Raw genomic sequence first — 12,677 nt, forward strand, 5'->3', positions numbered from 1 at the left:
GGGCGGGTCCGTCCTGTTATGATGAGTGCCCCGTGAAAAGCCTCGGGGCAAAAGACGCCGTATTTAACCACAAGCGCGCAGCCGAAACCAAAGGCTTGGCGCGGTCCTGATGAGCATGTCCGAGAAAATTCAACTTCGCGAAGAGGTGCCGTCCGAACTGGGTGGCCAACGCCTCGATCAAGTCGCCGCACAATTATTCGCTGAGCACTCGCGCTCGCGCCTTTCCGCCTGGATCAAAGACGGCCGCCTTACTGTGGACGGAGCCGTCATACGCCCCCGTGACATCGTACACGGCGGTGCCATCCTGGAGCTGACTGCAGAGCAGGAAGCCCAGGGTGAGTGGATCGCTGAAGACATCCCCCTGGATATCGTCTACGAAGACGATGACATCCTGGTCATCAACAAGCCTGCGGGCCTGGTGGTGCACCCGGCTGCAGGGCATGCCAGTGGTACTTTGCTCAATGCCTTGCTGCATCACGTACCGGACATTATCAATGTGCCGCGTGCGGGGATCGTGCATCGCCTGGACAAGGACACCACCGGTCTGATGGTGGTCGCCAAGACCATTCAGGCGCAGACACAACTGGTTACACAGTTGCAGAGCCGCAGTGTCAGTCGTATCTATGAGTGCATCGTTATCGGTGTCGTGACCGCCGGGGGCAAGATCGACGCGCCTATCGGCCGTCACGGCCAGCAGCGCCAGCGCATGGCGGTAATGGAAGGCGGCAAGCAGGCGGTCAGTCATTACCGTGTGCTTGAGCGTTTCCGTTCCCACACCCATGTGCGGGTAAAGCTGGAAACCGGTCGTACGCACCAGATTCGTGTGCATATGTCTCATATCAACTTCCCGTTGGTCGGAGACCCTGCCTACGGCGGTCGCTTCCGTATTCCGCCGTCTGCCAGCGTGACGATGGTCGAGTCCCTGAAAAACTTCCCGCGTCAGGCGCTCCATGCCCGTTTCCTCGAGCTGGATCATCCGACGACCGGTAAGCGCATGAGCTGGGAATCAGCACTGCCTGACGACTTTGTCTGGCTGTTGACGCTGCTCAAGCAAGACCGTGAGGCATTTATCGGGTGAACACCTTCCTGATTCCTGACTGGCCAGCGCCGGCAGGCATCCGGGCCTGTGTGACCACCCGTGCGGGCGGCGTCAGTGTGGCGCCGTTCGACAGCTTCAACCTGGGCGACCATGTAGGCGACGACCCTGTTGCCGTTGCGCATAACCGCCATCGCCTTACCCATATTTTTGACGTACAGCCCGCCTGGCTTAGCCAGGTTCACGGGGTTGTGGTCGCACCTGCCAATCCCGAACTGATTGTTGAGGCCGATGCCAGCTGGACGGCCACCCCCGGTATTGCCTGTACGGCAATGACGGCGGATTGTTTGCCTGCATTGTTCTGCGATCGTGCTGGCACTCGTGTTGCGGCAGCCCATGCCGGTTGGCGCGGGCTGGCGGCCGGGGTGCTTGAAGCCGCCGCACTAAGCCTCAATGTTGCGCCACAGGAGCTGCTTGTGTGGCTGGGGCCGGCCATTGGCCCCAAGGCATTTGAGGTCGGGGCCGAGGTGCGGGAGGTCTTTGTAAAAGACATGCCCCAGGCCGAAGCCGCCTTTGTGCCCAGCATCAATGCCGGGCGTTTTATGGCCGATATCTATGAGCTGGCGCGTTTGCGTCTGGCCCGCTTCGGTATCACGGCTGTGTACGGCGGGGTTTTTTGCACCGTGACCGACCCGCGTTTCTTCTCCTATCGGCGCAGTCCCAATACTGGCCGCTTCGCATCACTGGTTTGGATCGAAAGACCGTCCAGCTGATCTGCGTCATTTTCCAAACGCTTGAAACTCTCGTAATCGCCCGCATCTACTATGGTATCTGGCAGGTTTCTTCATTCAGGAGTTTCCATCCCTCCGGCCTGCTCATAAGGAAGGTGACGAATGCGTATAGATAGATTAACCAGCAAGTTGCAATTGGCGTTGTCCGATGCTCAGTCATTGGCCGTTGGCCTCGATCATCCGGCCATCGAGCCTGCGCACTTGATGCAGGCATTGCTGGAACAGCAGGGCGGTTCGATCAAGCCGTTGCTGATGCAAGTCGGTTTCGATGTAAACAGCCTGCGTAAAGAGCTGACCAAAGAGCTCGATCAGCTGCCAAAAATTCAGAATCCGACTGGCGACGTAAACATGTCGCAGGATTTGGCACGTCTGTTGAACCAGGCGGATCGTCTGGCGCAGCAAAAAGGCGACCAGTACATCACCAGCGAAGTTGTATTGCTGGCGGCGATGGACGACAACAGCAAGCTGGGCAAGTTGTTGCTGGGTCAGGGCGTGAGCAAGAAAGCCCTGGAAAATGCCATCAACAACCTGCGTGGCGGCGAAGCGGTCAATGACCCGAACGTTGAAGAGTCACGCCAGGCGCTGGACAAGTACACCATTGACCTGACCAAGCGCGCCGAAGAGGGCAAGCTCGACCCGGTGATCGGTCGTGACGATGAAATTCGTCGCACCATTCAGGTCTTGCAGCGCCGTACCAAGAACAACCCGGTACTGATCGGTGAGCCTGGCGTGGGTAAAACCGCGATTGCCGAAGGTCTGGCACAACGGATCATCAATGGCGAAGTGCCTGACGGCCTCAAGGGCAAACGTCTGCTGTCCCTGGACATCGGTGCGCTGATTGCCGGTGCCAAGTTCCGCGGTGAGTTCGAGGAGCGCCTGAAAGCAGTGCTTAACGAGCTGTCGAAGCAGGAAGGGCAAGTCATCCTGTTTATCGACGAATTGCATGTCATGGTTGGCGCCGGTAAAGGCGAGGGTGCCATGGATGCGGGCAATATGCTCAAGCCTGCATTGGCTCGCGGTGAGTTGCACTGCGTGGGTGCGACCACGCTCAACGAGTACCGCCAATACATCGAGAAGGACGCAGCACTTGAGCGTCGCTTCCAGAAAGTACTGGTGGACGAGCCGAGCGAAGAAGACACCATTGCGATCCTGCGTGGCCTTAAAGAGCGTTATGAGGTTCACCACAAGGTAGCGATTACCGACGGTGCGATCATTGCTGCGGTCAAACTCAGCCATCGTTACATCACCGACCGGCAGTTGCCGGACAAGGCGATTGACCTGATGGACGAGGCTGCCAGCCGTATCCGCATGGAGATCGACTCCAAGCCTGAGGTACTGGACCGTCTTGAACGTCGTTTGATTCAACTGAAGGTTGAAGCCCAGGCGTTGAAGAAAGAAGAAGACGAGGCCGCGAAAAAACGCCTCGAGAAATTGCAGGAAGAAATCGAGCGTCACGAGCGCGAATATTCGGACCTCGAAGAGATCTGGACCTCGGAAAAAGCCGAAGTGCAGGGTTCTGCCCAGATCCAGCAGAAAATCGAGCAGGCGCGCCAGGAGCTTGAAGTGGCCCGCCGCAGCGGCAACCTCAACCGCATGGCCGAGTTGCAGTACGGGATCATCCCTGATCTGGAACGCAGCCTGCAGATGGTCGACGAGCACAGCGGCAAAACTGAAAACCAGTTGTTGCGCAGCAAAGTGACTGAAGAGGAAATCGCGGAAGTGGTATCGAAGTGGACGGGTATCCCGGTCTCCAAGATGCTCGAAGGCGAACGCGACAAGCTGATGAAAATGGAAAGCCTGTTGCATGAGCGCGTGATTGGCCAGGACGAGGCCGTAGTGGCTGTGTCCAACGCCGTGCGGCGCTCCCGTGCCGGCCTGAGTGACCCGAACCGTCCTAGCGGCTCGTTCATGTTCCTCGGCCCGACTGGTGTGGGTAAAACCGAGTTGTGCAAGGCGCTGGCCGAGTTCCTCTTTGATACTGAAGAGGCGATGGTGCGGATCGATATGTCCGAGTTCATGGAGAAACATTCCGTGGCTCGACTGATCGGTGCACCACCAGGCTATGTGGGCTACGAAGAAGGCGGTTATCTGACCGAAGCGGTACGGCGCAAGCCTTACTCGGTGATCCTGCTGGATGAAGTCGAGAAGGCTCACCCGGACGTGTTCAACGTGTTGCTGCAAGTGCTGGAAGACGGTCGCCTGACTGACAGCCACGGCCGTACCGTGGACTTCCGCAACACGGTGATCGTGATGACCTCCAACCTGGGCTCTGCACAGATCCAGGAACTGGTAGGCGATCGCGAAGCGCAACGCGCAGCGGTGATGGATGCGGTCAGCACCCACTTCCGTCCGGAGTTCGTGAACCGGATCGACGAAGTGGTGATCTTCGAGCCTCTGGCCCGTGATCAGATTGCTGGCATCGCCGAAATCCAGTTGGGTCGTCTGCGCAGTCGTCTGGCTGAGCGTGACTTGAGCCTTGAGCTGAACCAGGATGCTCTGGACAAGCTGATTGCGGTTGGTTACGACCCGGTTTATGGCGCACGCCCTCTGAAACGTGCGATCCAGCGCTGGATCGAAAACCCGCTGGCACAACTGATCTTGTCCGGTCAGTTCTTGCCTGGCACCACCGTGACAGCCAGCGTGAAGGACGACGAAATCGTCTTCGCATAAGGTTTGAAAGCGGTGTTTTAAGAGAGGCCTCGCTTTGCGAGGCCTTTTTTTTCTAGGGTGTTGATCTGTAAGGAAAACGCTTGTAATATGCGCCCCGCAGCAAGCAACCCGTAATAGCGACTTGGCCCAAACCGAGAAGCCCGCTGGAAGAGCTAAGTAATTGTCTTCTAACGAAAAATAAGGGTTGACAAGGCTTTTAAAGCTTGTAGAATAGCCGACCTCAGAGACGCCAACGCAGCGATGCGAAGAACTCGAAGAGTGTTGCTAAGCAGTAAGGCAGCAACGTTACAAATTGAAATATGTAGTTCCGCGATAGCTCAGTTGGTAGAGCAAATGACTGTTAATCATTGGGTCCCTGGTTCGAGTCCAGGTCGTGGAGCCATTTTCAAGCCGGGGTATAGCGCAGTCCGGTAGCGCGCCTGCTTTGGGAGCAGGATGTCAGGAGTTCGAATCCCCTTACCCCGACCATTTTTGGGTCGTTAGCTCAGTTGGTAGAGCAGTTGGCTTTTAACCAATTGGTCGTAGGTTCGAATCCCACACGACCCACCATTTTTGGCTCCAGTTCGCTGGGGTTAGATCTTAAGATCAGAGGCCAAAAGCACTGATCGAAGAAGGCGCCTCTTGAAGGTGCTTTTTTTTACCGGGGTATAGCGCAGTCCGGTAGCGCGCCTGCTTTGGGAGCAGGATGTCAGGAGTTCGAATCCCCTTACCCCGACCATTTTCTGCCCGGCAGTAATGGGTATAGAAAATAAGGCGCTGATGCCAGTTGCATCAGAGGCCATAAAAGAGCGTCCTTACGGACGCTTTTTTATTGTTGTAAAAGTTGAAATATGCAGTTCCGCGATAGCTCAGTTGGTAGAGCAAATGACTGTTAATCATTGGGTCCCTGGTTCGAGTCCAGGTCGTGGAGCCAGTTTCAAAGAATTTTTGGGTCGTTAGCTCAGTTGGTAGAGCAGTTGGCTTTTAACCAATTGGTCGTAGGTTCGAATCCCACACGACCCACCATGTTCGGCTCCAGTAGCCATAAAAAAAGCGTCCATTGGACGCTTTTTTTATGCCTGTAGGAAACGTAACCCTGTAGTCGCAGCCTTCGTTCTTCGGCAGCTGCTACGAGGTTTTTGCTTCAGCTTGGGTTTGCAGCCTTGTTGTCCGCGTCCTGAAGATCCTGCAGCGCGGCCGAATACTGATCTGCTTCTGCCTTGGGAACCATCTGCCATGACGGCTTGCGCAATGCATAGAATATAAACGGCGGCACGCCTGCGACGATCAATCCCAGCAACAAAATCCCCGCATATTCGAAAAACGGCATGCTGCTGAAACTGTTGGGCGGAATAAAGCCGAAAATCAGCGCCACGCAGGTTGAAAACAACCCCAAGTAGCACCAGCCATGCAGCCCCTTGAGCACATAGCCGCGTTTTACATTGGGCTGTGTTTTACGCAGTTTCATGGCCGCCATAAACATGAATACGTAGATGATCAGGTACATCAGCGCCGCCATCGCACTGATCATCCAGAAGGCATCGGATACATTGTCGAGAAAGATGTAAATCGTCGACAGCAGCGTGACGATAACGGCCTGTAAATACAGAATGTTTTTTTGCACACCTTTTTTGTTCACTTCCTGCATCACAGGTGGAAGCATTCCGGCCTTACCGACGAACAGCAAGCCGGTAGACGGCCCGGCAGTCCAGGCCAGTACCCCGCCCAACGCACCGATAATCAGCAAAATGGCCATGATCGGGGTTGCCCATGGCATGTCGAAGCCCTGGAAGAACGCAGCGTAAGCCTGGATAACCCCGGCGGTAAGGCTGGTTGAGTCAGCGGGTACCACCAGCGAAATCGCCACCGTGGGCGGGATAAACACCAGCAGGATCATAAAGAAGGCCAAGAGAATCGCCCGGGGCATTTCCTTTTGCGGGTTACGCAATTCACGGGCGTGAATGGCGTTCATTTCGATACCGGCAAACGCCAGGAAGTTACTCACAATCAGTACCAGGCCGGTAATGGCGCCGGTAAATTCCTGCCAGAAGTCCGGGTGCAGGTTGCGCGAGCCGGATTTGACTGTGGAGTGGGTATCGAAAATGGCCGGGATCAAGGCATCCCAAGTCAACGGGGTGGCTGATTTATGCCCCAGCACCAGCCAGGCGACGCCGAGCAAAACCAGCAGCGCGGCGGGTAATGCGGTGCCCAGCAGCATGAACCATGACGTCAGCTTCGACAGTGCTGTCAGCCCGTTAAGTGCCACAAATGTCGATAGCCAGTATAAAACGATGATGACGGCGGCAGTAAATACACCGCTTTTGGCCAGTTCAGGGTTGATCAGATACGCCATGGTGCTGGCGCCAAACCCGAGCACAATCGGGTACCAGACCACCACTTGTACCCACATGAACCACATGATGAAAAAGCCCGGGCGGTCGCCGTAGGCTTGTCTTACCCAGCCATAAATCCCGCCGTTCCAGCCTGTGCCCAGTTCAGAAGCGACCAGGGATACCGGAATGAAAAACAGCAGTGCGGGGATGACATAGAGAAAGACCGAGCCCAGGCCATAGACGGCCATGCTGGGTAACGAACGAATACTGGCAACAGCGGCAACCATCATAAAGCAGATGGTCAGCCAGGACATGTAGGTTTTAGCTTTGCTGGTGGTGGCCATAAGTATCCCGCTCCCTTACGCGAATTCGTGCAACAGGCTCAGATTGAGCGTGCGGCTAAGGTATTCGGCGGCCAGTTGACCGCGAACGCTGTTACCGGCTCCGTCCAGTGGCGGGGCAAAGGCGGCGATGGCGCACACCCCCGGAACCACAGCCAGAATGCCGCCGCCGACCCCGCTTTTTCCCGGCAGGCCGACTTTGTAGTACCAGTCCCCGGTGGTGTCATACAGGCCATTCAGGGTCATCTCGGAGAGGATTGGCGCCACGTTGTTGGCCCGAACCGCGCGTTTTCCGCTGATCGGGTTGACGCCACCATTGGCCAGGGTAGCGCCCATGGTCACCAGGTCATGGCAGGTGATCGCCACGGAACATTGACGGGTGTAGACGGCGCACACTTCCATCGGGTCGGCGTACATATAGCCGTAACTCTGCAATAGCCAGGCAATGCCGCGGTTGTGCTGGTTGGTCTTGGCTTCCGATTGATAAACCTCGTCGTTGACCGTCAGTTCACGCCCGGCGAAAAGGTTGTAAGTCGCCTGGATCTGGTCCCAGCGCGCTTGCGCCGTATCGGCTTCGAGGAGGCTGACAGTGGCCATGGCGCCTGCGTTTACAAAGGGGTTGAGCGGTCGGCCCTTATGCAGTTCCAGGGCAATCACCGAGTTGAACGGCTCACCTGTGGGGTCGCAACCGATCTTGCTGCGCAAGGCTTGCGGTCCCACTTCATCGAGTACATGGGCGAGGGTGAATACCTTGGAAATCGACTCGATGGCGAAGGCGTAATCGGTGTCGCCGACTTCTGCATGGGTACCGTCGCAGAACATGATGCTGATGCCGAACAGATGGGATGGCACTGAGGCCAGGTAAGGGATGTAGCTGGCGTTCTTGCCGTGCTGATTGCTGGCAAACCGTTGCAGGGACTGGTCCAGCGCCTGTTTTACCGTGCTGTCTACGGTCGTGGGTCTTTGCTTCATCGTGCTCGCTCCGTGAGTACTATCGAGAATCGAGACTATAGATCGGAAAATGCACGGTGGTCGGAAATCGGACGGCAGACCTCAAATGCTTGGCTATGCTGGCTGGGCCGAAGCTGAGCCAGAGTTGCAACGGCGGGCTCATAGATTGACCAATACTCAAGGAGAGTTCACATGGCACTGCACCGTATCAAGCGCAACAAGGACGTCGACCCCGTATTTGGTTCTTCTGCGCTGGCTCATGCCGCTGCAATCAAGCTGTTCCCCGAGGCTGAGCAAGCGCCGGGTGAGGTTTTCCAACTGGTCCACGATGAGTTGTATCTGGATGGAAACTCCAGGCAGAACCTCGCGACCTTTTGCCAGACGTGGGAAGAGGACGAGGTCCACAAGTTGATGGACCTGTCGATCGACAAGAACATGATCGACAAGGATGAGTACCCGCAGTCTGCGGAGCTGGAAAACCGCTGTATTCATATGCTGGCGGACTTATGGCATTCGCCGGAAGCGGCTACCACCATCGGTACTTCCACCGTAGGCTCCAGCGAAGCCTGCATGCTGGGTGGTCTGGCTGCATTGTGGCGCTGGCGTGCGGTGCGCAAGGCGGCAGGCAAGCCGACAACTACGCCGAATATGGTGTGCGGTCCGGTGCAGGTGTGCTGGCACAAATTTGCCCGTTACTGGGACGTCGAAATTCGTGAAGTGCCGATGTCGGAAGGGCATTGGTTTATGACCCCCGAGGACATGCTGGAGCGGGTCGATGAAAATACCATCGTCGTAGTGCCGACCTTTGGCCAGACGTTCACCGGGCTGTATGAAACCGTAAAGCCGTTATCCGATGCTCTGGATGACTTGCAAAAAAGCACGGGTCTGAATATTGATCTGCACGTCGACGGTGCAAGTGGCGCGATGCTGGCTCCGTTTTGTGCGCCGGATATTCTTTGGGATTTCCGCGTGCCGCGGGTCAAGTCCATCAGTACCTCCGGGCACAAGTTCGGTCTGGCTCCGCTGGGCGCGGGCTGGGTGGTTTGGCGGGATGAAAAGGAACTGCCTGAAGGGCTGGTGTTTCATGTGAATTATCTGGGGGGTGATATGCCTACGTTCGCCCTTAACTTTTCACGTCCGGCCGGGCAGATCATCTCGCAGTACTACAACTTCTTGCGTCTGGGGCGTGAAGGCTATGAGCGTATTCATTCAGCCTGCTACCAGACGGCACAGTTTCTTGCGGCTGAACTGGTCAAGGTCGGACCGTTCGAGATGCTCTATAACGGTGACCCGCAGCTGGGGATTCCGGCGTTGACCTGGCGTCTGAAGCCAGGGGCGAAAACTTCATATTCGCTGTATGACCTGGCAGACCGGTTGCGCACCCGTGGCTGGCTGGTACCTGCGTATAGCTTGCCGGCAAATGTCGAGAACGTAGTGGTGCAGCGGATTCTGGTGAAGCAGGGTATGTCGATCGACATGGCCAAGTTGTTGCTGGAGGACTTTGTGCGCGCGGTGAAATTCTTTGACGAGCATCAGCCCCACGGCTTTAAAGGCCGTGAAGCCGAGGCGGGTAATCACGCGGGGCGCTGATTGCGCGGCGCTGTAGATACTCTGTTGTAGATCAAGCCCTATTGTGGGAGCGAGCCTGCTCGCGAACGACCTTCGCGAGCAGGCTCGCTCCCACAGTTGCAGTTTTTACTGTCGCAGCCTTCGGCAGCGACTACAGAGTAGTCGCACTTAGTGCAGTTTCAGGCGCGGCTCGGTGCCGCGTCCGATCCTGCTGCCCAGCATCAGCATCAAGGTGCGGAAGGTGCCGTACAGCGCCATCTGGTGCATGCGATATAGCGAGATGTAGAACATCCGCGCCAACCAGCCTTCCAGCATAACGGTACCCATCAGGCTGCCCATCAAGTTACCCACAGCCGAAAAGCTCGACAGGGAAATCAGCGAGCCATAATCGCGGTAGGTGTAGTCCGGCAGCTGAGTTTTACCTTCAATGCGCAATTTCAGCGACTTGGCCAGCAACGACGCCTGCTGGTGAGCAGCCTGGGCGCGAGGCGGCACCAGCTTGTCGGTGCCGGGTTGCGGGCAGGCGGCGCAATCGCCAAAGGCAAAAATATTCTCGTCACGGGTGGTTTGCAGGGTAGGGCGTACCACCAACTGGTTGATGCGGTTGGTTTCCAGCCCGGCAATTTCCTTCAAGAAGCCAGGTGCACGAATGCCCGCAGCCCAAACCTTAAAACTTGCAGGAATCACCTGACCATCTTTGGTTATCAAGCTGTCAGCAGTTACTTCGCTGACTGCGGAGTTGGTCAGCACGGTGACCCCGAGTTTTTCCAGGGTTTTATGCACAGGCCCGCCGATACGGTCCGGCAGGGCAGGCAATACCCGTGGGCCCGCTTCGATCAGGGTGATATGCATGTTTTCCGGCTTGATCCGGTCCAGGCCATAGGCTGCCAGTTCGTGGGCGGCATTGTGCAGTTCGGCAGCCAGCTCGACTCCGGTTGCACCTGCGCCGACAATGGCCACGCTGATCTGTTCGAGCGTATCGCTTTGCCCTGCGTGGGCACGCAGGTAATGATTGAGCAGTTGCTGATGAAATTTCTCGGCCTGCTTGCGGGTATCGAGGAACAGGCAGTGTTCGGCCGCGCCTTTGGTACCGAAGTCATTGGTGGTACTGCCCACCGCAATCACCAGGGTGTCGTAACCCAACTCGCGGGCAGGTACCAGTTCCTGGCCGTTTTCGTCGAGGGTTGCCGACAATGAGATCTTTTTCAGTTCACGATCCAGCCCGCTCATGCGGCCCAGCTGGAACTGAAAGTGATTCCATTTGGCCTGGGCGACGTAGTTGAGCTCGTCTTCCGATGAGTTCAATGAGCCGGCAGCAACTTCATGCAGCAGCGGTTTCCAGATATGGGTCAGGTTGGCATCGACCAGCGTGACGCTGGCCTTGCCGCGCTTACCCAGAGTCTTGCCCAGGCGGGTCGCCAACTCCAGGCCGCCGGCGCCGCCGCCGACGATAACAATACGATGGGTCATGGATATCACTCACAAGGCTTGAAAAAAATTCTGTGCCTGAGTGGCCCCGGGCGAGCGCAATGCAGCTCATAGCACCAGGTAACTCAGGAAACGGCTCAAAAGGCCCATGCCGATCACCGCGATCACCACTATGGCAAGGAGCAGCCAGGGCCTGAAAGGGCGGCGCTCAACCTGATTTTGTGGCAATTGAAGGTACTCTTCGACACGCTTCAGATCATCGGGGTTCAGGCGACTGGGCATATTTTTGGCCTCGTCAAATAGACGTTGCTGGGTATGTAAAAGCTACAGCATTGATCAACCGGGATGAAATGAAGCATAGCCGTGCGGGCCTAACGGCTCGACCCGCAGTTCGTCGTCTAGACGAATGATCCCGCTTTCGATTACCCGGGCCGTGATCCCGCCGTGGCCACGTACCGCCTGAAAAGTCCCCTGGCCCAGACGCTGCTCCAGTCGGGCACAAGGCTGACACCAGCCAGTGGTTTCGAAAATGGCCTGGCCAACCTTGAAGCGCCGGCCTTTGAGGCTGAACAGGTTGATTCCGCGGATCACCAGGTTGCGGCGCAAGTCCTGCGCCAGGATCGGTTGATCCGCCGTGCGCCCCAGCAGTGAGCTGATAACGGCCAGGTGTTCCCATTGTATCAGCGTCACCTGGCGAGCATTGCGGGCGCCGGGCCGGGCATGATCGCCGGTCAGCCCGGCGTCGCGGCGGGCTTCAACCGCGTCGAGTTCGAGCATGTCTGCCCGGGACTCGGGGCGTACGCCGATCCAGCACACGCGCCCGGTTTGCGGCACATTGGCAATAAGCGCCTGCAACGGGCTCACAGGCTGATACCCACATCAAAAATAATGCTGCGTCCCAGGTTGTTGCGCAAAAAATCCGGTGCGTCCGGTTGGGCAAACAGCACCCGGGCAAAGGTCGGCCCTACCAGCGACAGCGAGCGCCAGCCCTGGCGCAAATATTCAGTCGGCGGCGGAAAGTGGCTGTTAAGGTCCAGCACTTCGCGCTTGAGGCTGGAAAACGCAATGATATCCAGCTGCCCCAGGTCGATATCGCGCTCTTTGTAGTTAGTGGCTTTTTTATGCAGGGTGGGGCCCAGCCGCTGCAACAGCTTGCTCGCCGGAATCCGTTTGGGCCGTGCTTCGCGACGGACCAATTGGCTCAGGGAGTAGGCGCTGCGCCTGCGCTGCAGTTCCGCGCGCCATTCATCGTTCAGGCGCCGGCCCTCATCGAGGACAAAGAACACCTCGAAGCGTGCATCGCCGAACAGCACATCGGGAGGCTCCTGGCCCGCCTGCCGGAAGTCTTCACTGTGGTAGGGGATATTCAGGCCTTGCAACAGGCGCTGGCAGACCCAACGCTCACGCTCCCATTTGCGGGCATTGGATAAAAAGGCATTGGCTTGCTCGGCCTGAATGGTGAGCAGGCGTAAATAATCTGAGTCGTCCATGCACGCAGCTTAGCCTTGAAACAGGTGTTACTGAAAGTCCGGGTGTAGACTCAGTCGCATCCGACAGGGAGGGTTGAACGGTGTGTTTT

At 57.1% G+C, this 12,677-nt stretch carries 10 protein-coding genes and 6 tRNA genes; 10 read left to right on the top strand and 6 right to left on the bottom strand.

Going from position 1 to position 12,677, the window contains the following annotated elements:
- Nucleotides 1-115: 115 nt before the first annotated feature.
- From rluD to PPTH39_RS08000, 9 genes are all read left to right on the top strand, one after another.
- Nucleotides 116-1,078 carry a 23S rRNA pseudouridine(1911/1915/1917) synthase RluD gene (rluD, locus tag PPTH39_RS07960; protein WP_094999964.1) on the top strand — a complete coding sequence of 321 codons (963 nt, stop codon included), beginning with the start codon at nucleotides 116-118 and terminating at the stop codon, nucleotides 1,076-1,078.
- Nucleotides 1,075-1,809, top strand: coding sequence for a peptidoglycan editing factor PgeF (gene pgeF, locus PPTH39_RS07965; RefSeq protein WP_130871841.1), 735 nt, complete (start codon nucleotides 1,075-1,077; stop codon nucleotides 1,807-1,809). Before rluD ends, pgeF begins: the two co-directional genes overlap by 4 nt.
- Nucleotides 1,810-1,929: 120 nt before the next feature.
- Entirely contained in the window at nucleotides 1,930-4,497 is a 2,568-nt protein-coding gene (clpB, locus tag PPTH39_RS07970; RefSeq protein ID WP_094999335.1) for an ATP-dependent chaperone ClpB, read from the top strand.
- A gap of 306 nt (nucleotides 4,498-4,803) precedes the next feature.
- Nucleotides 4,804-4,879, top strand: a tRNA-Asn gene (locus PPTH39_RS07975).
- Nucleotides 4,880-4,888: 9 nt separating this feature from the next.
- Nucleotides 4,889-4,965, top strand: a tRNA-Pro gene (locus PPTH39_RS07980).
- Between the two features lie 5 nt (nucleotides 4,966-4,970).
- A tRNA-Lys gene (locus PPTH39_RS07985) sits at nucleotides 4,971-5,046 on the top strand.
- A 92-nt stretch (nucleotides 5,047-5,138) separates the two neighbouring features.
- A tRNA-Pro gene (locus PPTH39_RS07990) sits at nucleotides 5,139-5,215 on the top strand.
- A gap of 119 nt (nucleotides 5,216-5,334) precedes the next feature.
- Nucleotides 5,335-5,410 (top strand) — tRNA-Asn (locus PPTH39_RS07995).
- A 16-nt stretch (nucleotides 5,411-5,426) separates the two neighbouring features.
- Nucleotides 5,427-5,502 (top strand) — tRNA-Lys (locus PPTH39_RS08000).
- Nucleotides 5,503-5,620: 118 nt separating this feature from the next.
- Here PPTH39_RS08000 and PPTH39_RS08005 read toward each other — a convergent pair.
- A complete protein-coding gene (locus tag PPTH39_RS08005; protein ID WP_095001626.1) occupies nucleotides 5,621-7,153 on the bottom strand; it encodes an amino acid permease in 1,533 nt (510 codons plus the stop codon).
- A 15-nt stretch (nucleotides 7,154-7,168) separates the two neighbouring features.
- A complete protein-coding gene (gene glsA / locus PPTH39_RS08010; protein ID WP_095001625.1) occupies nucleotides 7,169-8,122 on the bottom strand; it encodes a glutaminase A in 954 nt (317 codons plus the stop codon).
- A gap of 171 nt (nucleotides 8,123-8,293) precedes the next feature.
- On the opposite strand from glsA, the gene PPTH39_RS08015 reads away from it, so the two are divergent.
- Nucleotides 8,294-9,691: a glutamate decarboxylase gene (locus PPTH39_RS08015; protein WP_095001624.1), complete on the top strand. Its 1,398-nt coding sequence runs from the start codon at nucleotides 8,294-8,296 to the stop codon at nucleotides 9,689-9,691.
- Between the two features lie 147 nt (nucleotides 9,692-9,838).
- Here PPTH39_RS08015 and PPTH39_RS08020 read toward each other — a convergent pair whose 3' ends face one another.
- The 4 genes from PPTH39_RS08020 to PPTH39_RS08035 all read right to left on the bottom strand — a co-directional run bounded on the left by PPTH39_RS08020 (nucleotide 9,839) and on the right by PPTH39_RS08035 (nucleotide 12,588).
- Nucleotides 9,839-11,140 carry an NAD(P)/FAD-dependent oxidoreductase gene (locus tag PPTH39_RS08020; RefSeq protein ID WP_130871842.1) on the bottom strand — a complete coding sequence of 434 codons (1,302 nt, stop codon included), beginning with the start codon at nucleotides 11,138-11,140 and terminating at the stop codon, nucleotides 9,839-9,841.
- Between the two features lie 66 nt (nucleotides 11,141-11,206).
- Nucleotides 11,207-11,380, bottom strand: a complete 174-nt coding sequence (locus PPTH39_RS08025; protein WP_130871843.1) for a DUF3094 family protein — start codon at nucleotides 11,378-11,380, stop codon at nucleotides 11,207-11,209.
- 54 nt (nucleotides 11,381-11,434) lie between these two features.
- Nucleotides 11,435-11,962: an MOSC domain-containing protein gene (locus PPTH39_RS08030; protein WP_130871844.1), complete on the bottom strand. Its 528-nt coding sequence runs from the start codon at nucleotides 11,960-11,962 to the stop codon at nucleotides 11,435-11,437.
- Nucleotides 11,959-12,588 (bottom strand): DUF1780 domain-containing protein, encoded by a 630-nt coding sequence (locus PPTH39_RS08035; protein ID WP_095001620.1) that lies wholly within the window; start codon nucleotides 12,586-12,588, stop codon nucleotides 11,959-11,961. The genes PPTH39_RS08030 and PPTH39_RS08035 overlap by 4 nt, the downstream gene beginning before the upstream one ends.
- Between the last annotated feature and the right edge of the window lie 89 nt (nucleotides 12,589-12,677).

It is taken from the genome of Pseudomonas bubulae, assembly GCF_900618535.1.
Lineage (GTDB): Bacteria > Pseudomonadota > Gammaproteobacteria > Pseudomonadales > Pseudomonadaceae > Aquipseudomonas > Aquipseudomonas bubulae.